The 21,469-nt window shown below is 67.6% G+C and carries 15 protein-coding genes and 3 pseudogenes; 13 read left to right on the plus strand and 5 right to left on the minus strand.

What is annotated here, in order from left to right:
- Positions 1-69: 69 nt before the first annotated feature.
- The 6 genes and pseudogenes from hutH to hutG all read left to right on the plus strand — a co-directional run bounded on the left by hutH (position 70) and on the right by hutG (position 7,888).
- Entirely contained in the window at positions 70-1,662 is a 1,593-nt protein-coding gene (gene hutH, locus OJJOAM_RS12590; protein WP_422648129.1) for a histidine ammonia-lyase, read from the plus strand.
- A 172-nt stretch (positions 1,663-1,834) separates the two neighbouring features.
- Positions 1,835-3,536, plus strand: a pseudogene (hutU, locus tag OJJOAM_RS12595) (urocanate hydratase).
- Complete coding sequence (locus tag OJJOAM_RS12600; RefSeq protein ID WP_422648130.1) at positions 3,533-4,246, plus strand: HutD family protein; 714 nt, start codon at positions 3,533-3,535, stop codon at positions 4,244-4,246. The pseudogene hutU and the gene OJJOAM_RS12600 overlap by 4 nt, the downstream one beginning before the upstream one ends.
- Positions 4,243-5,523 carry an imidazolonepropionase gene (hutI, locus tag OJJOAM_RS12605; RefSeq protein WP_422648131.1) on the plus strand — a complete coding sequence of 427 codons (1,281 nt, stop codon included), beginning with the start codon at positions 4,243-4,245 and terminating at the stop codon, positions 5,521-5,523. The genes OJJOAM_RS12600 and hutI overlap by 4 nt, the downstream gene beginning before the upstream one ends.
- A complete protein-coding gene (locus OJJOAM_RS12610) occupies positions 5,520-6,911 on the plus strand; it encodes a formimidoylglutamate deiminase (protein ID WP_422648132.1) in 1,392 nt (463 codons plus the stop codon). Before hutI ends, OJJOAM_RS12610 begins: the two co-directional genes overlap by 4 nt.
- Before the next feature lie 161 nt (positions 6,912-7,072).
- A complete protein-coding gene (gene hutG / locus OJJOAM_RS12615) occupies positions 7,073-7,888 on the plus strand; it encodes an N-formylglutamate deformylase (protein ID WP_422648133.1) in 816 nt (271 codons plus the stop codon).
- Between the two features lie 166 nt (positions 7,889-8,054).
- On the opposite strand, the gene OJJOAM_RS12620 is transcribed toward hutG, so the two are convergent.
- Both OJJOAM_RS12620 and OJJOAM_RS12625 read right to left on the minus strand, forming a co-directional pair.
- Positions 8,055-8,831, minus strand: coding sequence for a M48 family metallopeptidase (locus OJJOAM_RS12620; RefSeq protein WP_422648134.1), 777 nt, complete (start codon positions 8,829-8,831; stop codon positions 8,055-8,057).
- A gap of 296 nt (positions 8,832-9,127) precedes the next feature.
- The gene (locus tag OJJOAM_RS12625) at positions 9,128-10,135 is read right to left on the minus strand and encodes a zinc-binding alcohol dehydrogenase family protein (protein ID WP_422648135.1); all 1,008 of its coding nucleotides are present in this window, start codon (positions 10,133-10,135) and stop codon (positions 9,128-9,130) included.
- Between the two features lie 122 nt (positions 10,136-10,257).
- Between OJJOAM_RS12625 and OJJOAM_RS12630 the strand changes: the two are divergent.
- Positions 10,258-11,179: pseudogene (locus OJJOAM_RS12630) on the plus strand (LysR family transcriptional regulator).
- Between the two features lie 48 nt (positions 11,180-11,227).
- Here OJJOAM_RS12630 and OJJOAM_RS12635 read toward each other — a convergent pair.
- Positions 11,228-12,349 (minus strand): Fic family protein, encoded by a 1,122-nt coding sequence (locus tag OJJOAM_RS12635; RefSeq protein WP_422648136.1) that lies wholly within the window; start codon positions 12,347-12,349, stop codon positions 11,228-11,230.
- Between the two features lie 262 nt (positions 12,350-12,611).
- On the opposite strand from OJJOAM_RS12635, the gene ant(3'')-Ib reads away from it, so the two are divergent.
- Entirely contained in the window at positions 12,612-13,412 is an 801-nt protein-coding gene (gene ant(3'')-Ib / locus OJJOAM_RS12640; RefSeq protein ID WP_422649584.1) for an aminoglycoside nucleotidyltransferase ANT(3'')-Ib, read from the plus strand.
- A gap of 21 nt (positions 13,413-13,433) precedes the next feature.
- On the opposite strand, the gene OJJOAM_RS12645 is transcribed toward ant(3'')-Ib, so the two are convergent.
- On the minus strand, positions 13,434-14,657 hold the full coding sequence (locus tag OJJOAM_RS12645) for an MFS transporter (RefSeq protein WP_422648137.1): 1,224 nt from the start codon (positions 14,655-14,657) through the stop codon (positions 13,434-13,436).
- Positions 14,658-14,959: 302 nt separating this feature from the next.
- Here OJJOAM_RS12645 and OJJOAM_RS12650 point away from each other — a divergent pair, with 302 nt between their 5' ends.
- Both OJJOAM_RS12650 and OJJOAM_RS12655 read left to right on the plus strand, forming a co-directional pair.
- Positions 14,960-15,610, plus strand: a complete 651-nt coding sequence (locus tag OJJOAM_RS12650; RefSeq protein WP_422648138.1) for a LysE family translocator — start codon at positions 14,960-14,962, stop codon at positions 15,608-15,610.
- Between the two features lie 275 nt (positions 15,611-15,885).
- Positions 15,886-16,329 (plus strand): GNAT family N-acetyltransferase, encoded by a 444-nt coding sequence (locus OJJOAM_RS12655; RefSeq protein ID WP_422648139.1) that lies wholly within the window; start codon positions 15,886-15,888, stop codon positions 16,327-16,329.
- A gap of 27 nt (positions 16,330-16,356) precedes the next feature.
- Here OJJOAM_RS12655 and OJJOAM_RS12660 read toward each other — a convergent pair whose 3' ends face one another.
- Entirely contained in the window at positions 16,357-16,986 is a 630-nt protein-coding gene (locus OJJOAM_RS12660; protein WP_422648140.1) for a response regulator transcription factor, read from the minus strand.
- 247 nt (positions 16,987-17,233) lie between these two features.
- On the opposite strand from OJJOAM_RS12660, the gene OJJOAM_RS12665 reads away from it, so the two are divergent.
- The 3 genes and pseudogenes from OJJOAM_RS12665 (at position 17,234) to OJJOAM_RS12675 (ending at position 21,465) form a co-directional block, all read left to right on the plus strand.
- Positions 17,234-19,354: a TonB-dependent siderophore receptor gene (locus tag OJJOAM_RS12665; protein ID WP_422648141.1), complete on the plus strand. Its 2,121-nt coding sequence runs from the start codon at positions 17,234-17,236 to the stop codon at positions 19,352-19,354.
- Between the two features lie 320 nt (positions 19,355-19,674).
- Positions 19,675-20,623, plus strand: a pseudogene (locus OJJOAM_RS12670) (tripartite tricarboxylate transporter substrate binding protein).
- 50 nt (positions 20,624-20,673) lie between these two features.
- Positions 20,674-21,465, plus strand: coding sequence for an enoyl-CoA hydratase/isomerase family protein (locus tag OJJOAM_RS12675; RefSeq protein WP_422648142.1), 792 nt, complete (start codon positions 20,674-20,676; stop codon positions 21,463-21,465).
- The last annotated feature ends 4 nt before the right edge of the window (positions 21,466-21,469 follow it).

Raw genomic sequence — 21,469 nt, forward strand, 5'->3', positions numbered from 1 at the left:
CCTGACTTCGACCACGATTCGACCTAAGCTGATTTAAGCCGTACCAAGCTGTATAGACAGGACCATACAATGACGACCCAATCCTCCGTGCAACACGCCGCTTCCCAATCCCGTCCCACGCTGACCCTGCATCCCGGCGAGGTTTCGCTCGCCGAACTGCGCCGCATCTACCGCGGCGAGGTCCAGCTGGCGATGGCGGATTCGGCCTGGGCCGATGTGCGCGCCGCGCAGGCCACCGTGCAGCAGATCGTCGACACCGACGCGGTGGTCTACGGCATCAACACCGGCTTCGGCAAGCTGGCCAACACGCGCATCCCGCACGACAAGCTGGCCGAGCTGCAGCGCAACCTGGTGCTGTCGCACAGCGTCGGCACCGGCCGCGACCTGCCCGCCGATACGGTGCGGCTGATCCTGGCGACCAAGGCCGTCAGCCTCGCGCGCGGCCATTCGGGCGTGCGGCCCGAGCTGATCGAGGCGCTGCTGGCGCTGGCCAACCACGGCGTCACGCCGTGCATCCCGGCCAAGGGCTCGGTGGGCGCGTCGGGCGACCTCGCCCCGCTGGCGCATCTGTCGTGCACGCTGATCGGCGTCGGCGAGGCGATCCTCGACGGCCGCCGTCTGCCGGCGGTCGAGGCCCTGGCGCATGCCGGACTGAAGCCGTTCGAGCTTGGACCGAAGGAAGGCCTGGCGCTGCTGAACGGCACCCAGGTATCGACCGCGCTGGCGCTGGCCGGCCTGTTCGCCGCCGAGGACGTGTTCGCCGCCGGGCTGGTGGCGGGCGCGCTGTCGCTCGAGGCGATCAAGGGCTCGGTCAAGCCGTTCGATGCGCGCATCCACGCCGCACGCGGCCAGGCCGGCCAGATCGCGGTCGCCGGCGCGGTGCGCGAGTTGCTGGCCGGCAGCGAGATCGTCGACTCGCATCGCGAGTGCGGTCGCGTGCAGGACCCGTATTCGATCCGCTGCCAGCCGCAGGTGATGGGCGCGTGCCTGGACAATCTGCGCCACGCCGCGCGGGTGCTGCAGATCGAGGCCAATGCCGCGTCGGACAACCCGCTGGTGTTCTCCGAACAGGGTGACGTGGTGTCCGGCGGCAACTTCCACGCCGAGCCGGTGGCCTTCGCCGCCGACATCATCGCGCTGGCGCTGGCCGAGATCGGCGCGATCTCCGAGCGGCGCCTGGCGCTGCTGCTCGACACCGGCCTGTCGGGCCTGCCGCCCTTCCTGGTGCGCGACGGCGGCCTGCATTCGGGCTTCATGATCGCGCAGGTCACCGCCGCCGCGCTGGCGTCGGAGAACAAGTCGCTGGCCCATCCGTCCAGCGTCGACAGCCTGCCGACCTCGGCCAACCAGGAGGACCACGTGTCGATGGCTACCTACGGCGCGCGCCGGCTCGGCGACATGGCCGAGAACACCGCGGTCGTGGTTGGCATCGAGGCGATGGCCGCCGCGCAGGGCATCGAATTCCATCGGCCGCTGAAGTCCTCGCCGCTGGTCGAGACGGAACTGGCCCGCATCCGCGCCCGCGTCGACTTCGTCGAGGTCGACCGCTACCTGGCGCCCGATATCGAGGCGATGAAGCAGTGGGTGCTGCAGGGCGACGCCGGCGCGGGCTGGCCGCAGGCCGTGCGTGCCGTGCTGCCGGCGCAGGGCGAAGCGCAATAAGCCCGGCCATCCACGCGCGCATGCCGAAACACCGCAAACCCCATACGCAACCGAGTACGTAGCCGAATACGTAGCCGCATACGTAGCCGCATACGTAGCCGCATACGTAGCCGAATACGCAACCGAACACGCAACCGAATACGCAACCGAACACCGCTCGCAGGAGACCACCATGAACGCCAACGAACAGCAATTCCTCGCCCGCGGCCAGCGCGAAATCCGCGCGCCGCGCGGCACCGAACTGCACTGCAAGAACTGGCTGATCGAAGCCGCCTATCGCATGATCCAGAACAACCTGGACCCGGACGTCGCCGAGCGCCCGCAGGACCTGGTGGTCTATGGCGGCATCGGCAAGGCCGCCCGCAACTGGGAATGCTTCGACGCGATCCTCGACAGCCTGCGCCGCCTCGGCGAAGACGAATCGCTGCTGGTGCAGTCCGGCAAGCCGGTCGGCGTGTTCCGCACGCATGCCGACGCGCCGCGCGTGCTGATCGCCAACTCCAACCTGGTGCCGCACTGGGCCAACTGGGACAAGTTCAACGAGCTCGATCGCGCCGGCCTGATGATGTACGGCCAGATGACCGCCGGCTCGTGGATCTACATCGGCACGCAGGGCATCGTGCAGGGCACCTATGAAACCTTCGTCGAGGCGGGCCGCCAGCACTACGGCGGCGACCTGTCCGGCAAGTGGATCCTGACCGCGGGCCTGGGCGGCATGGGCGGCGCGCAGCCGCTGGCCGGCGTGCTGGCCGGCGCCTGCGTGCTGGCGATCGAATGCCAGGAGTCGCGCATCGATTTCCGCCTGCGCACGCGCTATCTGGACAAGAAGGCCGCCACGCTCGACGAGGCGCTGGCGATGATCGCCGAGGCCACCGCCAGCAAGCAGGCGATCTCGGTCGGCCTGCTCGGCAATGCCGCCGAGATCGTGCCCGAGCTGGTCAAGCGCGCGCAGGCCGGCGGCATGCGCCCGGATATCGTCACCGACCAGACCTCGGCGCACGACCTGGTCAACGGCTATCTGCCGGCCGGCTGGACCGTCGAGCAGTGGGAAGCCGCGCGCAAGGCCGATCCGAAATCGGTCGAGGCCGCGGCGCGCCCGTCGATCGTCGAACACGTCAAGGCGATGCTGGCCTTCCAGCAGATGGGCGTGCCTACGCTGGACTACGGCAACAACATCCGCCAGGTCGCCTTCGACGAGGGGGGTCAAGAACGCCTTCGACTTCCCGGGCTTCGTGCCGGCTTATATCCGCCCGCTGTTCTGCCGCGGCAAGGGGCCGTTCCGCTGGGTCGCGCTGTCCGGCGATCCCGAGGACATCTACAAGACCGACGCCAAGATGAAGGAGCTGTTCCCGGAGGACAAGCACCTGCACCGCTGGCTCGACATGGCGCGCGAGCGCATCGCCTTCCAGGGCCTGCCGGCGCGCATCTGCTGGGTCGGACTGGACGAGCGCCATCGCGCGGGCCTGGCCTTCAACGAGATGGTCAAGTCGGGCGAGCTGAAGGCGCCGGTGGTGATCGGCCGCGACCATCTGGACTGCGGCTCGGTGGCATCGCCCAACCGCGAGACCGAGGCGATGAAGGACGGTTCGGACGCCGTCTCCGACTGGCCGCTGCTCAACGCGCTGCTCAATACCGCGGGCGGCGCGACCTGGGTCAGCCTGCACCACGGCGGCGGCGTCGGCATGGGCTTCTCGCAGCATAGCGGCGTGGTGATCGTCTGCGACGGCACCGATGCCGCCGCCCGCCGCATCGAGCGCGTGCTGTGGAACGACCCGGCCACCGGCGTGATGCGCCACGCCGACGCGGGCTACGACATCGCGATCGACTGCGCGCGCGAGAAGGGGCTGGATCTGCCGATGGTCAATCGCGCATGAGCGCGGCGCCATCGCTAGCGCCGCAGGCACGGCGCTTTGCGCTGGACGCGCTGACGCCGATGCCGTGGAAGAACGGCGGCGGCACCACGCGCGAGATCGCCGCGTGGCCGCCCGCCGCCGGGATCGATGCATTCGACTGGCGCCTGAGCATCGCCGACATCGCGGCCGATGGCCCGTTCTCGGCGTTCCCCGGCATCGACCGCCAGATCGTGCTGCTCGATGGCGACGGCGTGCGGCTGCACGCGCGCGACGGCAGCTTCGATCATCGCTTGGTGGCGGTCGGCGAGCCGTTCGCCTTTGCCGGCGAAGCCACGGTCGACGCCACGCTGCTGGGCGGGCCGACGCGCGACTTCAATGTGATGACGCGCCGCGGCCGCTGCCGCGCGAGCGTCGCCTGTACCGGTGATCCGATCGACAGCGCCGACCTCGACGAGCTCGACGACCGCGACGCCGGGACCACGGTCGTGCTGTACGTGCTGGCCGGCAGCTGGCGGTGCGGTGATGCGCACGGCGCCGAGGCCGACGTGCTTACCGCCGGCAGCGGGATGCTGCTGCCGCCCGGCAGCGTATTCCGCTGGCTGCCCCAGGACGAGGGCGAGGGCGCCCGCTGCCTCGTGGTCAGGCTGCAATCGACGCAGCCATCCTCCCGCAGTCATCCTCCCGCAGTCTTCCTCCCGCAGTCTTCCTCCCATAGGGAAACCACGTCATGACGCAGTCCGCTGAAGACTTCGCTGTCGATGCCAGCGTGGCCGGCGCGCCGTCGGCCGACGGCGTCTGGCATCGCTGCCATCTGCTGCCGGATGCCGATCCGGCCAACGCCCTTCGCGATGCCGCGCTGGTCGTCGAGCAGGGGCGTATCGCATGGCTCGGCCAGCAGGCCGAGTTGCCCGAGGCTTACCGCGGCCTGCCGCATCACGATGCTGGCGGGGCGTGGATCACGCCGGGCCTGATCGACTGCCACACGCATCTGGTCTACGGCGGCCAGCGCGCCGACGAGTTCGCGATGCGGCTCGCCGGCGCCAGCTACGAGGAAATCGCGCGCGCCGGCGGCGGCATCGTCTCGACGGTGCGGGCCACGCGCGCCGCCGACGAAGACACGCTGTTCGCGCAGGCCGCGACGCGGCTGAAGCCGCTGCTGGCGGAAGGCGTCACCGCGATCGAGATCAAGTCGGGCTACGGCCTCGATCTCGATACGGAGCGCAAGCAGTTGCGCGTCGCGCGGCGGCTCGGCAAGGCCTACGGCGTTGCGGTGCATACCACCTTCCTCGGCGCGCATGCGTTGCCGCCGGAATACGCGAACCGCGCCGACGACTACATCGCGCTGGTCTGCGACACCATGCTGCCGGCCCTGGCGCAGGAGGGCCTGGTCGATGCGGTCGACGCCTTCTGCGAGGGCATCGGCTTCTCGCCGGCACAGACCGAGCGCGTGTTCGAGGCCGCGCACCGGCATGGCTTGCCGGTCAAGCTGCATGCCGAACAGCTGAGCAATCTCGGCGGCGCCGCGCTGGCGGCCCGCTATCGCGCGCTGTCGGCCGATCATCTGGAGCATCTGGACGAGGCCGGCGTCGCGGCGATGGCCGAGGCGGGGACCGTCGCGGTGCTGCTGCCGGGTGCCTACTATTTTCTGCGCGACACGCATCTGCCGCCGATCGCGCTGCTGCGCCGGTACGGCGTGCCGATCGCGCTGTCGACCGACCACAATCCCGGCACGTCGCCGGTGACCTCGCTGCTGCTGATGCTCAATATGGCCTGCACGCTGTTCCGCATGACGGTGCCCGAGGCGCTCGCCGGCGTCACCACGCATGCGGCGCGCGCGCTCGGCGCCAGCGACCGGCATGGCCTGCTGGCGGCGGGACGCGGCGCGGATTTTGCGCTGTGGCGCATCGACTCGCCGGCCGAGCTGGCCTACTGGTTCGGCCGCAACCCGCTCGCCGCGGTGGTACGCCACGGGCGCGTGTTCACCGGACCCGCAGGAGTTTCGCAATGAGGCCCGATCCAAATTCAACGCTGTTCGCGGCCGAGGCGCTGCTGCCCGAGGGCTGGGCCAGCAATGTGCTGCTGAGCTGGGACGCCGACGGCAGGCTGACGACCGTGACGCCGGACGCGACGCCGTCGGCCGGCACGCCGCGTGCCGTCGGCCCGGTGCTGCCGGGCATGACCAATCTGCATTCGCACGCCTTCCAGCGCGGCTTCGCCGGCCTGACGGAGTTCCGCTCGGCGGCCGACGATTCGTTCTGGAGCTGGCGCGAACTGATGTACCGCTTCGCACTGCGGCTCGCGCCCGAGACGCTGGAGGCGATCGCGACGCAGCTCTATGTCGAGATGCTGCGCGCCGGCTATACCAGCGTCTGCGAATTCCACTATGTCCATCACCAGGCCGACGGCACGCCTTACGCGGATCCGGCCGAGATGTCGCTGCGCCTGCTGCGTGCCGCAGAACGGGCCGGCATCGGCATCACGCTGCTGCCGGTGCTGTACCAGAGCGCGGGCTTCGGCCCCAAGCCGCCGCTGGCCGAGCAACGCCGCTTCCTGCACGAGACCGACGCGATGCTCGCGCTGTTGCAGCGGCTCGCGCCGGCGTGCACGGGCACGGCACGGCTCGGCCTCGCGCCGCACTCGCTGCGCGCGGTGCCGCCCGACAGCCTGCGTGCGGCGGTGGCGGGCCTGCATGCGATGGACCCGGCCGCGCCGGTGCATATCCATATCGCCGAGCAGCAGCGCGAGGTCGACGAATGCCTGGCCTGGTGCGGCACGCGGCCGGTCGATTGGCTGCTGGACCATGCGCCGGTCGACCAGCGCTGGTGCCTGGTGCATGCCACGCATCTGGATTGGGACGAGCGCCGGCGCCTCGCGCACAGCGGCGCGGTGGCCGGCATCTGTCCGACCACCGAAGCGAACCTGGGCGACGGCGTGTTCGATGCCGCGCCGTATCTGGAGCAGGGCGGGGCGTGGGGCATCGGCTCGGACAGCCATGCCAGCGTCAGCGTCAGCGAGGAACTGCGGCTGTTCGAATACGGGCAGCGACTCGCGCTGCAGAAGCGCAACGTGCTGGCGTCGAGCCAGCATCCGCAGGTGGCCGACCGGCTCTATCTCGATGCGGTCGCCGGCGGGGCGCGTGCTGCGGGACGCGCGGTCGGCGGCCTGGCTATCGGACAGCAGGCGGACTTCGTCGTGCTGGACGGCAGCCATCCGACGCTGGCGGGCCTGCGCGGCGAGCAGGCGCTGGCCGTGCATGTGTTCGCCAATCACGGACATGAGACACTAGCGGAAGTCCGCAGCGCGGGACGCTGCCGCGTGCAGCGCGGCGTCCATGCCTTGCAGGCCGAGGCGGGCGCGGCCTTCGCCAGTGCGCGCGCCAGCCTGCTGGCGCCATGACCGCCACGGCCAGGCCCACGCCAACGCCAACGCCAACGCCAACGCCAACGCCAACGCACGCGGACCGCATTCCCGACGAAACCTGATATCGCCACCGGCCCACGCAACACGCGTCAAGCAAAGCGCAATTGGCCGGCGGCGATGCCATCCGTAGCAGCAATATGACTTCCTTCTCCACCGATACCCCGGCCTTCACGCTGCAGCGTGGCACGCGCCCCCTGCTGATCTCGATGCCCCATGTGGGCACCTATCTGCCGCCGTCGGTCGCCGGCCGGCTGACCGACGAGGCGCGTACCGTGCCGGACACCGACTGGCATATGGACCGGCTCTACGGCTTCGCGCGCGAGCTCGGCGCGTCGGTCCTGATGGCGACGCACTCGCGCTATGTGGTCGACCTGAACCGCCCGCCCGACAATGCCAACCTGTATCCGGGCCAGGACACCACCGGGCTGTGCCCGGTCGATACCTTCGACAAGACGCCGGTGTATGCGAACGGCGTCGGCCCCGACGAGACCGAGATCTTCGCGCGCCGCGACGCGGTCTGGCGTCCCTATCACGATGCGCTGGCCGGCGAACTGGCGCGGCTGCGCGCCGAGCACGGCACGATCGCGCTGTGGGACGCGCATTCGATCCGCTCGGTGCTGCCGCGCTTCTTCGACGGCAAGCTGCCCGACTTCAATCTCGGTACCGCCAACGGCGCGAGCTGCGATGCGGGGCTGGCCGAGCAGGTCGCGCGGATCGCCGCCGAAGCGCAGGGCTATACCTCGGTGCTGAACGGGCGCTTCAAGGGCGGCTATATCACGCGCCAATACGGTCAGCCCGCGCAGGGCGTGCATGCGATACAGCTCGAGCTGTCGCAATGCACCTATATGCGCGAGCAATATCCGTTCGACTACGACGAGGCGCTGGCCGGCAAGCTGCAGCCGACGCTGCGCCGGATGCTCGAGGCCGTGCTGGCCTTCGTCGAGGCGCGGTGATGGCGCGGTGATGGCGCGGTGATGTCGCGATGACATCGGCCGATGAGGGACGGTGTGTTCCGTCTCTCATCGAAGCCCGTCGTATCACGGGCCAGCGTATCGGGCCAGCGCGTATCAGGCCAACGTATCAGGCCAACGTATCAGGCCAACGTATCCCAGGCCGTCGTTACTTCCCGCTGCGCAGCCGCTCCTCGATATGCTGGGCGCGCTGCAGCGAACCCGGGTGCGTGCTCAGCATGCTCGATTGCCCGCCGTCGAGCGCCGCCATCTTGCGGAAGGCCGTCACCAGCGCCTCGCGATTGGACTTGTTCTTCGTCAGCAGATCGAAGGAATAGTCGTCCGCCGCGGTTTCCTGCCTTTGCGAGAACTGCGAGTTCACCAGCGTCTCCGCCAGCTCGCCCACCTGGGACGACGACAGCGCGGTCAGCGTGGCGCTGCCCGCCGAGCCGAGCAGGCCGCGCGCCGCCGCGGTTGCGTAGGCGACCTGCATCGCCGCCTTGGTATGGCCGAGCGCCACGTGGCCGATCTCGTGCCCCACGACGCCGCGCACTTCGTCGTCGGTCATCATGTCCATCAGCCCGCTGTAGATGCGCACGCAGCCGTTGGCCATCGCCCAGGCATTCACTTCCTTGGTCTCGTAGACCTTCGCGTCGAGCGGCAGGCCCGTGTTCTGCAGGCCCGCCATGATCTTCGTCAGCCGCTGCCCATAGGTGCTCGTCGGCGCGGCGATCTTGTTCTTCTTGTCCATCTCGGCGCAGGACTGGTCCGACAGCGTCTTGATATTGGCGTCGCTGAGCGTCGCGGCGGTGAACAGGCTGCCGCCCGCCTGCGTCAGGCCCTGCATGTTGGCGCCGGCGCAGCCGGCCAGCAGGGCGGCGGTGAAGGTCGCGAGCAGGGTGGCTTTGACGCGGAAGGCGGTGCGGCGGGGCGAGGCTGGAGTCATGACGGTTCCTCTCGGTGCTGGGAAATCCAGCAGCATACGCAGCGAAACCGCACGGCGGTAGCGGACAATGTCCGACGTAGGGTGAATTATTCGGCACAAGATCCGCCGTCATGTCGCAAAAATCGCGTTTTGGCGACACGTCCCGTCGATATGTCGCTGGCGGCGACATGAGCGTCGGACCTGTCGCCATTTTCCCGTTGCGGCGACATGAGGCTCTTGGGCTCACCCATATGGCGGCGGGCGATGCAGATCCACGCAGCGCGGACGGCGCTTGCGCGAAAGCCTCCCGTCCCCGCTCAAAACCCTTCCAGCACCACCTTGCCCCGCGCGCGCCCGCTTTCGATCAGCGCATGGGCGCGGCGCAGGTTGGCCGCGTTGATCGTGCCGAAGTGTTCGCCCAGCGTCGTGCGGATCGTGCCGGCGTCGATCAGTTGCGCGACGCGGGTCAGCAGTTCGTGCTGGCGGATCATGTCGGGCGTCTCGTACATCGGCCGCGCGAACATGAATTCCCAATGCAGCGACAGCGACTTGCGCTTCATCGGCATGACGTCGAGCGTGGCCGGATCGTCGATCACGGCGAGCTGGCCCTGCGGCGCCAGCACGTCGACCAGTTGCGGGTAGTGCTGTCCGGTATGGGTCAGGCTGGCGACATGCTCGACGTGCGGCACGCCGATGCGCTCCAGTTCCTCGCGCAGCGGCCGCGTGTGGTCGATCACGTGATGGGCGCCCAGGGACTTCACCCAGTCGCGCGTCTGCGGGCGCGAGGCCGTGCCGATCACCGTCAGGCCGGTCAGCTGGCGCGCCAGCTGGGTCAGGATCGAGCCGACGCCGCCGCCGGCGCCGACGACCAGCAGATGCTCACCCGCGCCGCCATGCTCGGGAACGCGCAGCCGGTCGAACAGCAGTTCCCACGCGGTGATCGTCGTCAGCGGCAGCGCCGCGGCTTCGGCGTCCGACAGCGAAGCGGGCTTGCGCGCGGCGATGCGTTCGTCGACGAGGCAGTACTCGGCATTGCTGCCCGAGCGCGTGATCGAGCCGGCAAAGTAGACCTCGTCGCCTGGCGCGAACAGCGTGACCGCGCTGCCCACGCGGACGACCTTGCCGACCGCGTCCCAGCCCAGCACGCGCAGCGCGGCGACGGCGGACGAGGCGCGGACCTTGGTATCGACCGGATTGACCGCGATGGCGCGCACCTGCACCAGCAGGTCGCGCGGACTCGGTTCGGGCATCGGCAGATCGACGTCGATCAGCGCGGCAGGATCGTCGATCGGCAGGCCGTGCTGCAGGTAGGCGATGGCTTTCATGTGGGCGGCTCCGTGATTTGAGGGGGAGGGAGGGTTGGGATGGACAGTGACGCCATCTTGCTCCGCTGCGGCCTATCCGGTAAGCGGTAAAATCCGCCAGCACTTTCTCTCCGCGAGTGAAAATGATCCGCCTCGAAGACCTGACCCTGTTCGTGCGCAGCGCCGCCCTTGGCAGCTTTTCCAGCGCGGCGCGCGAGGCCGATCTGCTGCCGGGGCAGGTCAGCGCCGCGGTCAAGCGGCTCGAGCGCGATCTCGATATCCGGCTGTTCGCCCGTTCGACCCGCAGCCTGCGCCTGACCGCCGAGGGCGAGCGCTACCTGCCCTACGCGCAGGAAGTCCTGGCCACGCTGAACGAGGGCCGCGACAGGCTGCGCGGCGACGGCGCGGCGCTGAGCGGGCTGCTGCGCGTCACGGCGCCGTCGGATCTCGGCCGCAATGTGCTGCTGCCCTGGATCACCGAATTCCGCCGCACGCATCCCGACCTGACGCTGCGGCTCTATCTGTCCGACCAAGTCACCGACGTATTCCGCGATCCGGTCGATGTCGCGATCCGCTACGGCCGTATCGAGGAGGCCAGCTATGTTGCCCTGCCGCTCGCGCCGGAGAACCGGCGCGTGCTGATCGCCTCGCCGGCCTATCTGGCCCGGCACGGCCGTCCGCAATCGCTCGACGACCTCGCGTCGCATCGCTGCCTGCTGTACCACCTGAGCGGCCGCGTCTACGACAAATGGCCGTTCGAGACGGCGGCCGGCCCCCGGTTGATCCCCGTCAAGGGAAGCCTGTACACCGACGACGCCGACGTGGTCCGCCGCTGGGCGGTGCAGGGCGAGGGCATCGCCTACAAGTCGTGGCTCGACGTCTGCGGCGACGTGCAGGCCGGCCGCCTGACGGTGCTGCTGCCGCACGAGCCGGGCGAAAGCACGCCGCTGCAACTGGTCTGCCCGCACCGCAAGCAGTTCTCCCCCGGCCGTGCGGCAATTGCAGGCGTTGTTGAAGGAGCGGTGCGCGGGGTTGACGGCGCAGTATGCGGCCGTCGTGGCTTGAGTAGTGGCTGGAGGCCGCTTGTTGCCGCCGCGCTCGAAAACCGGCGCGTCAGGTCTCTGCCGGCGCGATCAGCTCGTAGCTCGTGCTGCGCCCACCCGCCGCCGACTTCTGCAGCACGCCGCGTTGTACCAGCTCATTGATGTCGCGCAGCGCCGTATCGTTCGAACACTTGCCGATGGCCGCCCACTTCGCGCTCGTCAGCTTGCCTTCGAATCCGTCCAGCAAGCGGTTCAGTACCTTGATTTGCCGCTCGTTCATCGGCACCGTGGCGGCCCGCTGCCAGAAGCGTGCCTTGAGCAGGACGCTGTCCAGCGTCTTGTTGGCCTGCAGCACGGCCGCGTGCAACGTCGCGAGAAACCAGGCGAGCCACTGCGTGATATCGAGGGTGCCTTTCTGGGTCCGCTCAAGGATGTCGTAGTAGGCCTTGCGCTCTCGCTGGATTTGCGCCGAGAGGCTGTAGAAGCGCTGCGGCGTGCCGTCGGCGCGCGCAAGCAACAGATCGCCAATCGCGCGTGCGATACGGCCGTTGCCGTTGTCGAACGGGTGCAAGGTGACAAACCAAAGGTGGCCTATGCCGGCCTTGAGTAGCGGTGGGTCCTCGACGGACCCATTCAGCCAATCCAGGAAGCGTGCCGTCTCGACATCGAGGCGGTCGGCCGGCGGCGCTTCGTAGTGAACGCGCTGTCTCCCGATCGGCCCGGATACGACCTGCAGCGGGCCATTGGCGTCATCCCGCCACGCAGCCACACGGATGCGGCTCATGCCCGAATAGCCGGTCGGAAAGAGGGCGGCATGCCAGCCAAAAAGACGGTCCGCATCGACCGGCTGCTGGGCGTTGCTGGTGGCATCCAGGATCATGTCCACGATGCCGTCCACGTGTCGGTCGGCCGGAGCCAATGCTCCGATATCGACGCCCAGCCGACGGGCGACCGACGAGCGGACCGATGCCACATTCAACGATTCGCCTTCGATGGCGCTCGTCTTCACCACGTCTTCGGTCAGTACGGCGAGGCTCGCTTCGTTTCTGAAGCCCATGCCGAGGTCGGCCAGGCGGCCAAGCAAGAGGCCCTGAGCCCGTGTGGTCTCCGCCATGGGTGTTGCCAAGGCGGACAAGTCGTACTGCCACCGCGGCCAATGCGGAGATTGCCAGACGTATTCGCCGTAATTCATGCGGAGATTATGGGCGGTATTCCCCGCATGGTCAATTTATGCTCTTTAAGCCGCTTTAGCGAGGATCCTCACGGCCAGGAGGGCGATCGAGCCGGACGCAAGGGATGCCGCGCTCGTACGCCGAGCTGCAGCGTTGAGCGACGCAGGTGGAGTCGGGCCCGCCGACGCCGCGCTAGGATTGCGGTGCCATTGGACAGAACGACCCGACGACCCGACGACCCAACGACCCAACGACCCGACGCCCCAACGACGACACTGCACCATGCCACCGCTTGCGAACGAGCCCGTCCTGATCGAAGTCCAGCACATTCTCGATGTCGTGGTCCGCGCGCTGGGCGACGACATCGCCGGCGCGTACCTGTTCGGCTCCGCCATTGCGGGCGGGCTGCGGCCGGACAGCGATGTCGACCTGCTGGTGCTGACGCATCGAACGATGTCCCGGCAGAGCCGCGAGCAACTGGTCGCCGCGTTGATGGAGGTCTCCGGCGCGCGCGCGGGACGGGGGCCGGCCCGCAATGCAGAGGTCACGGTCGTCGTGCTCGGCGACATCGCCCCGTGGCGCCACCCGGCACGGAGCGACTTCATCTACGGCGAATGGCTGCGCGACGATTTCGAGGCGGGCGCGGTGCCGGCGCCGACCATCGATCCCGATCTGACGCTGATGCTGGCCACGGCCTTGCAGAGCCACCGCGCATTGATCGGGCCCGGGCTTGCCGAATTTCTCCCCGCGATTCCCCACGCCGATATCCGGCGCGCGATGGCGGACAGCCTGCCCGGGCTGGTGGCGAACGTCCGCGGCGACGAGCGCAACGTCATGCTGACGCTGGCCCGCATGTCGGTCACGCTGGCCACGGGCAACATCGTGCCCAAGGACGTCGCGGCAGACTGGCTGCTGCCGCGTCTGCCGCCGGAGCGGCGCGCGTTATTGGCGACGGCGCGCGACGCGTATCGCGGTCATGTCGCCGACGAAGCCTGGCACGAATGTCGGGCCGACGTCAGCGAATGGGTGAGCGAGGTCAGCCAGGCCATCGCGCGAACGATCGACGGCAGCGTCAAGGCATGACTGATCGCCCATGCCGCCACGCTAGGCGGTGCGCCTGAACTGGACGGCCATCACGATCAGCGCCGCGACGGCGAGGGCCAGCGGCACGAACGATACCCACAGCACGGTATCCCAGTCATACGCCGCCAATAGCCCCCCAGAGGCAAACGAGCCGATCGCCATCGTGCCGAACACGATGAAATCGTTCAGGGACTGGACCTTGGTCTTCTCCTCGGGCCGGTGGCACTCCAGCACCAGCGCCGAGGCGCCAACGAAGCCGAAGTTCCAGCCGAGCCCCAGCAGGATCAAGGTCAGCCAGAAGTGGGCCACGTCGATGCCGGTCAGGCCGATCGCCGCGGAGATCCCGGTCAGCAGCAGGCCGGCCGAGACGACGCGCTGCGCGCCGAAGCGGGTAATCAGCCGTCCCGTGAAGAAGCTGGGCGCATACATCGCGATGACGTGCCACTGCAGGCCGAGGTTGGCGTTCTCCTGCGAATGCCCGCACAGATGCATCGCCAGCGGCGCCGCCGTCATCAGGAAATTCATCAGCATGTAGGTCACGGCCCCGCACATGACCGCGGTCACGAACAGCGGCTGGCGCGCGATCGTCGACAGCGGCCGCCCCCTGGCGACCTCCGCCGCCGTCGGCATCGGCAATCGCACGCCCCACAGCACCAGCGCCGACACCAGTGCGACGACGGCCTGCATGACGAAGGTCGCCGCGAACATGTGCGGCGGCCACAGATGCATGGTGTGCGTGACCAGTTGCGGGCCGACGACCCCGGCGACGACGCCGCCTCCCATCACGAACGAGAGCGCGCGCGGACGCAGCGCCGGCGAGACGCCGTCGGCCGCGGCGAAGCGGAACGATAGCACCACCGCCGCATAGGCGCCGCCGAAGAACGTCGCCAGGCAGAACAGCCAGAACGAGCTCCACACGACCGCGGCGGCGGCCAGCAGGCCGACCAGCACGCCGCAGCCGGTGCCGGCCAGGAAGGAGGCGCGCCTGCCGTAACGGCGCGCGATGGCGCCCGTCGGCAGGATGCACGCCGCCATGCCGACGACGAAGATCGAGATGGGCAGCGTGGCCAGCGTCTTGTCCGGGGCCAGCATGTCGCCGACGATCGCGCCGGTCGCATAGACCACGACGGAATTCGCACCGGCCAGTGCCTGGGCGACGGTCAGCCGCAGGATGTTGCCGCGCTGCTCGCGTTCGGAGAGTTCGGCGACGGAATCGCTCAATGCGGCTGGGGCGACGTTTGACAAGACATACCTCGGCAGAAAATTGGGTTCCCACTTCTGAACGGTGACGCAGGGTCGGTGGAAATCCCGGGACGGGAGGACAGCGGCGATTCTTTGAGGATTATCCTCGACCGGCAAACAAGATTAAATATCGATGATGGAAAGAATGTCTTTGCCGATAGGCAATTCGCCGCGTACCGCGCCATTGGAACGCCTGGGCGCGACAAGGTAAAGCATGCTGCAGCGCATGACCGGCCCCGATTTCGGTCCTGCTGTAGAGTAACGGTTCTTCTTCCCAGCGATGCTCGCCACCAGGAGACCGAGCCATGGAATTCGTCATCCCCAGTACAGGCAATCTGATTCTGTTCGTCAGCGCGGCGCTCGTGTTGTTGGTGATTCCGGGCCCCGCGGTGCTGTACATCATTGCGCAATCGGTGGAGCAGGGCCGCAAGGCCGGACTGGTATCGGATCTGGGCATCCATACGGCCACGCTGGTGCACGTGCTGGCCGCCGCGCTGGGCCTGTCTGCATTGCTTGCCTCGTCGGCCGTGGCGTTCAGCATCCTGAAGTATGCCGGTGCCGCCTATCTGATCTGGCTCGGGCTGAAGAAGATCTTCGGCCGGCCGGCGCCCGTCGCCGTCGATGCCGTACCGCAGCAGCGCCGCTACGCGCGGCTGTTCCGCGACGGCTTTATCGTCAATCTGCTCAATCCGAAGACCGCGCTGTTTTTCCTGGCCTTCCTGCCGCAATTCGTCGACGTCGGCCGCGGCCACGTGGCGATGCAGATCGTGTTCCTGGGATTGCTGTTCACGCTGCTTGGTCTGGTCAGCGATGCGTGCTATGCGTTTGCCGCGAGCGCGGCGGGCCGCTGGCTGCGGCATAGCCGCGGCTATCTGACGTTCGAGCGCTATGTGGGCGGCACGCTGCTGATCGGGCTCGGCATTACCGCGGCGTTCGCGGGGAACGGCAAGAAATAGCGGCAGCGGTCGGCATCGAATTGGAATGGGAATGGCCGCGTCGATCCGACCGGATATTGCGCGGCATCCTTCCTGTCTCGATGGTCTTGATGGCCTTGCGATTTTCCTCTCGCCCATTCCGACTCTAAGCGGCTCGCCGAGAAAATCAAGTATTCCTATGGATAGTGGTTAGGCGCCGCCAATTGCGCCATCCTTGCCCGACGGGATGCACGGCTGCATCGTCTCGGCATCATCGATGCAGCATCGAGACGCGTCCCCGTAGCGGAGTGCAAGGAATGATCAGGGGCGTGAGAATTCGAGCCGCCAAGGCGGTCGATTTGGCAGCAGTCCTGGAGGTGCTCGATATCTGCAGTTTGAAGTACAAGGTAGCCGAAGCATCGACCCATCTGTATCACCTCGCCGTGCTTGGCAAACAGCCGATCGGCTGCGTATGCGGCGAGGTTCATGGCGAAACGGTCGTCATCCGCGCAGTCGCCGTTCTTCCCGAATATCGCGATCAGCGGATTGCCACGCATCTGGTCGGCGCCGTGCTGATGCGCGCCCGCGCCAACGGCTGCAAATCCGCGGCCCTGTTTACGACCAGGCATCCGAGCTTCTTTGCGCGATACGGCTTTTCGCTCAGTTCTCCGGAGCAATTGCCGGAGGAGATCCGGATCGCCAAGGAGTTCCACCGGCGCTTCAGCGCAAGAACGTACTGCATGTGCCGCCGTCTCGATTGACCGCATCGACGCGCGGCCACGCTCGCGTCAGGCCGGCTTGTCCGGTGCTTGCACATCGGGCCACGCCAGTTGCGCCCCGCGCTGGCGCGCGGCATAGATGGCTTCCGCCTTGTTGCGCGCGCCCAGGCGCTGGTAGAGCTGCCCCGAATGGCTTTTGACTGTCGCAAGCGAGATGTCCAGCATGCGGCTGATGACCTTTTGCTGGTGCCCCATCGAAAGCAACACCAGGATCTGGTATTGACGCAGCGTCAGGTCGAGCTTGCGCGCTTCCTCCTCTGCGTCGGCGAACGCGTCGCCCAACGCCGATGGCTGTGGCATGGGACGAATCCCCGCGGATATCACGCGAACGGCATGCTGGAACGCAGCCTGCCAGTGGTCGGCGGCGTTTCCATCGATTTGCTCCAGGCACGGCAACAGCACGATCGGCAATTCGCGCGCGCAGTGCCAGGCCTTTTCCCATTGCGCCATGGCAAGCTCGTACGAAGAGGCCTTCGCCATGATCAGCAGTTGTGCCCCATGCTCGGCCACCTCGCTGCACAGCGTTTCAAGCTCGGAAAAACCGATGCAGGAAACCAGTTCGACATCGCGGTGATGCCGCAGCCAATCGGCGAGCGCCGTTTGTCGCGTGGGATTTTCCACAATCAGCAGCGCACGCATTGGTCCTCCCCGCCACTGTAGAGACCGTTTGTCGATTTGCCGGAAGGTCCCCGACCGAGTCAGGTCGTTCCGTTGTGGTCCCTGAGGGAAGGTTTGATGGACGATGGTTTAAATGTCAAGGACGCTTACGCTGACCCCGTTTCGCGATTCGTCCACATCCCGCCCCTGGGCGAAGGTTAATCGAAATGCGAATCGTTCGCGATTCCGGTTATCATTGCCGGTTTTCCGCCGACTTTTCGTTCCTTCGATGTCCATCATCCTGTCGACCCGCCGCTTCGCCTGGCCGGTCACGCTGGCTGTCCTGTCCGGGTTCGGGCTCGGGCTCGGTATAGCCCACGCCGAGACCCCCAACAACGAAACCCCCGCCGATCTTCCCGAAGTCCGCGTCAGCGCGAATGCCGGCGGCGGCTACGTGCCGACCGAGAGCCGCGGCGCGACGCGTACCGACACGCCGTTGCGGGAAATACCGCAGTCCGTTCGCGTGGTCACCACCGAACTGATCGACGATCTCGGCGCCACGCGCCTCGCCGATACGGTCGACTATGTCAGCGGAGTTTCGCGCCTGAACGATTTCGGCGGCACCTGGGACAACTATGCGATCCGCGGCTTCAGCAGCACGGACATGGGATACCTGGTCAATGGTTTCCCTGGCTCGCGCGGCTATAACCCGATGCGCGATACCGCCACGGTCGAGCGCTTCGAATTTCTCAAGGGCCCGGCCGCCGCCGTCTACGGCAGCAGCGAGCCGGGCGGCACGATCAATATCGTGACCAAGAAGCCGAGATTTACCCCGGCGACGAGCGCCGAGCTCAGCGTCGGCACGCTCGGTTTTCGGCGTGCCGCGGTCGACAGCACCGGTCCGATCACCGACAAGCTGGCCTACCGGCTGAACGTCATGGGCGAGGACGGCGCGAGCCGCAGTTCGCTGATCGACAACAACAAGTACCTTGTCGCGCCGGCGCTGGCATGGGCGCTGGACGACAAGACGCTGCTGCAGTACGAAGGCGAGTTCATGCGCGTGCGCACGCCGCTGGACCGCGGCCTGGTCAACGTCAACGGCAGGATCGACCTGCCGCGCAACCGCTATCTGGGCGAGCCCAACGATCCGAACCTGCATCTGTCGAGCGATACGCATCAGCTGACGCTGGACCGCGAACTGGCGCCGGGCTGGCGTACCCGCATCGGGGCGAGCTACAAGGAGTCGGGCTTCGAAGGCTATGCCGCCGATCTCGGCAGTGTGCTGCCCGACGGCCGCACGCTGACCCGTCGACACAGCTGGCGCACGCTGCCGTCGCGCGACACTTCGATGCAGGCCGAAGTCGAAGGCAACTTCGACACCGGCGGTCTGGGACACCGCATGCTGTTCGGCGTCGACGCGTCGCGCCTGCACATGGGCATGGACATCGCCTACTCGACGCTCGCGACCAACCCCTATGCGATCGACATCTACCAGCCGGTCTACGGCCAGCCCAAGCCGCCGCTGGTGATGACGACGTCCACGCGCGAAAACCAGCGCAACGTGGGCGCCTTCGTCCAGGACGAGATTTCGCTGAGCGAGCAATGGAAGGTGCTGGCCGGCGTGCGCTTCGACAGCTATCACCAGAGCCTGGACAACCTGATCACCGGCCGGTCCACCAGCCAGGACCAACATGCCGTGTCGCCGCGCCTGGGCGTGACGTGGCTGCCCACTGCCCAGACCTCGCTCTATGCCTCGTGGGGCAAGTCGTTCCGGCCCAACAGCGGCGTGGACCAGGCCGGCAATCCCTTCGATCCGCAGAGCGGACGCGCGCTGGAGGCGGGCGTCAAATGGCAATCGGCCGATGCGAAGCTGGGCGCGACGCTGGCGGTCTTCGACATCCGCAAGAGCAATGTGCTGACCCGCAGCCCGACCAATCCGAACTTCAGCGTCGCGGCCGGCGAGGTCACCAGCCGCGGCTTCGAGGCGGACGCCTTCGGCCAGCTCGACCAGCATTGGCGTGTCAGCGCCAGCTTCACGCTGACGAACGCCAAGGTCACCGAAGACAATGCCATCGCGCCCGGCACGCGCGTGACCAATATCCCGAAGGTCAGCGCCAGTCTGCTGGCGATCCGCGAAGATGCGATGCCACGGTTCGGCGGCCGCTACGGCGTCGGCACCGGCATCGTCTACGTGGGCTCGCGCTCGGGCAATGCCACCGACACGTATTCGCTGCCCGCCTATGCCACGGTCAAGCTGGTGTCGTACTGGCAGATCGACCGCAAGACGCGCGTCTTCTTCGACATCCACAACGTGTTCGACAAGGAGTACTACCCCGCATCGTGGGGCAATCTCGCGGTGATTCCCGGCCTGGGCAGGCAGTTCGTCGCGGGCGTCAAATATCAGTTCTGAGGGCCGCCGGCGGGCGGCATCCCGGGACCGGCCGCACAGCGCATCGTGCCCGGCAGCGTGCTTCGCGCTGCCGGGCTTTTTTCGTCCGTGTGATCCGGCCTCGGCTGCATTTTCCGGCATTTCCATGCAGTGGAAATAGGGGGCTGTGTGCCGAGCGGACAAGGCCTAAGCTGTCTCCCACAAACAAGGCGCGCCTCGCCGGCAGGTGAACAGGCGGCGGCGCTTCAAGGATTTTCAGGAGACGCTTGATGCCATCGATCCGCACCCCGATTTTCGGCCCGATTTTCACTCCATTCGCCCGCCGGCTCGCCAGGGCCGCCATGCCGTTGCTGGTGGCCGTTGCCGCGCCGCTGCCCGCGCTGGCCGCCTTCCCCGACAAGCCGATCCGCCTGGTCGTGCCGTTTGCCCCGGGCGGCGGAACGGACCTGATCGCGCGCGCGATGGGCGTCACCATGGGCGAGGATCTCGGCCAACCCGTGCTGGTCGACAACAAGCCGGGCGGCGGCACGATCATCGGGACCGACCTGGTCGCCAAGAGCGCGCCTGACGGCTACACGCTGGTGATGGCCACCATGGCCCACGCCGTCAATCCGAGCCTGCACAAGAAGCTGCCGTTCGATACCGACAAGGCGTTCTCGCCGGTCATGCTGGTGGGGGCGCTCGCCCAATGTCCTGGTCGTCAAGCCGGAGAGCCCCATCAAGACCGTGCAGGACCTGATCGCAGCGGCCAAGGCGCGGCCGGGCAAGCTCAACTACGCGTCGCAAGGCCCGGGCACCTCGGCCCATCTGGCGGGCGAACTCTTCAAGAAGCTGGCCAAGGTCGACATCACCCATGTGCCGTATCGCGGCGCCGGCCCTGCCATTACCGACCTGCTGGGCGGGCAGGTGGACGCGATGTTCGCCACCGCGGCTGCCGTCGCGCCGCATCTGGAGAGCGGCAAGTTGCGCGCGGTGGCGGTCACGACCGCGCAGCGTTCCCAGGCGCCGGCGCTGAGCAAGGTGCCGACCATCGCCGAGGGCGGCGTGCCCAATTACGTGGCCGACAGCTGGTATGGCCTGTTTGCGCCGGCCGGTACGCCGCCGGCCGTGATCGCGCGACTGAACGCGGCGGCGAAGAAGGCCGTGCAGACCGAAGCGTTCCGCAAGCGGGCCGAGCAGGAAGGCCTGGCCGTCGGTGGCGGCACGCCGGAAGAGTTCGGCCGCTACGTGAAGGGCGAGAGCGAGCGGTGGAGCAAGGTCATCAAGGAAGCCAACATCACCGTCGACTGAGCGCGGCGCCGACGACAGAACCCATCCAATACACCGCAACGGATCAAGACATGGACCACTATTCCCTGATCGAACTGAAGATCGAATCGGGCATCGCGCTGCTCGCCTTCAACCGTCCCGACAAGCGCAACGCCATCAGCGACGACATGCGCACGGAGTTCATCGATGCGCTCGAACGTGTGGCGTCGGACAAGGCGATCCGCGCGCTGGTGCTGACCGGCAATGGCAAGGGCTTCTGCGCCGGCGGCGACGTGGCCGGCATGCAGCGCCGCATGGAAGCGCCGCAGGGCGAGGTGGCGTTCAACGGGTGGAGCCGCCAGCAGCGCGTGCACCATACCGTCAAGCTGCTGCATACGATGCCCAAGCCCACCATTGCGGCGGTCAACGGCGCCGCGGCCGGCCTCGGCGCCGACACCGCGCTGTGCTGCGATTTCGTGCTCGCGTCGGAAGCGGCGTCGTTCTCCTGGTCGTATATCCACCGCGGCCTGATTCCCGATGGCGGCGGCATGTATTTCCTGCCGCGCCGCGTCGGCCTGTCGATGGCAAAGGAGCTGGTATTCACCGGCCGCAAGGTGCCGGCGCAGGAAGCCAAGGCGCTCGGCATCGCCGACCGCCTCAGCACGCCGGAAGCGCTGCTCGACGATGCACTGCGCTGGGCCGCGGAACTGAGCCAGGGCTCGGCCACCGCCATCGCGCTGGGCAAGAGCATCATGAACCAGTCGTTCGAGCTGCCGGCCGACCAGGTGTTCGCGCAAGGCAGCCAGGCGCAAGGCATCTGCTACACCAGCACCGCGCATCGCGAGTCCGTGCTGGCCTTCCTCAACAAGACCAGCCAGGCCTGACACC

It is taken from the genome of Cupriavidus sp. H18C1, from assembly GCF_049311595.1.
In the GTDB taxonomy this organism is placed as follows: Bacteria; Pseudomonadota; Gammaproteobacteria; order Burkholderiales; family Burkholderiaceae; genus Cupriavidus; species Cupriavidus cauae.

Excerpts from the sequence above, each read along its gene's own strand:
- OJJOAM_RS12675 (WP_422648142.1), top strand. The coding sequence starts at position 20,674 with ATGGACCACTATTCCCTGATCGAACTGAAGATCGAATCGGGCATCGCG.
- hutH (WP_422648129.1), top strand. The coding sequence starts at position 70 with ATGACGACCCAATCCTCCGTGCAACACGCCGCTTCCCAATCCCGTCCC.
- OJJOAM_RS12650 (WP_422648138.1), top strand. The coding sequence starts at position 14,960 with ATGGAATTCGTCATCCCCAGTACAGGCAATCTGATTCTGTTCGTCAGC.
- OJJOAM_RS12655 (WP_422648139.1), top strand. The coding sequence starts at position 15,886 with ATGATCAGGGGCGTGAGAATTCGAGCCGCCAAGGCGGTCGATTTGGCA.
- hutI (WP_422648131.1), top strand. The coding sequence starts at position 4,243 with ATGACGCAGTCCGCTGAAGACTTCGCTGTCGATGCCAGCGTGGCCGGC.
- OJJOAM_RS12665 (WP_422648141.1), top strand. The coding sequence starts at position 17,234 with ATGTCCATCATCCTGTCGACCCGCCGCTTCGCCTGGCCGGTCACGCTG.
- OJJOAM_RS12660 (WP_422648140.1), bottom strand. The coding sequence starts at position 16,986 with ATGCGTGCGCTGCTGATTGTGGAAAATCCCACGCGACAAACGGCGCTC.
- OJJOAM_RS12600 (WP_422648130.1), top strand. The coding sequence starts at position 3,533 with ATGAGCGCGGCGCCATCGCTAGCGCCGCAGGCACGGCGCTTTGCGCTG.
- hutG (WP_422648133.1), top strand. The coding sequence starts at position 7,073 with ATGACTTCCTTCTCCACCGATACCCCGGCCTTCACGCTGCAGCGTGGC.
- OJJOAM_RS12620 (WP_422648134.1), bottom strand. The coding sequence starts at position 8,831 with ATGACTCCAGCCTCGCCCCGCCGCACCGCCTTCCGCGTCAAAGCCACC.
- OJJOAM_RS12635 (WP_422648136.1), bottom strand. The coding sequence starts at position 12,349 with ATGAATTACGGCGAATACGTCTGGCAATCTCCGCATTGGCCGCGGTGG.
- OJJOAM_RS12625 (WP_422648135.1), bottom strand. The coding sequence starts at position 10,135 with ATGAAAGCCATCGCCTACCTGCAGCACGGCCTGCCGATCGACGATCCT.
- OJJOAM_RS12610 (WP_422648132.1), top strand. The coding sequence starts at position 5,520 with ATGAGGCCCGATCCAAATTCAACGCTGTTCGCGGCCGAGGCGCTGCTG.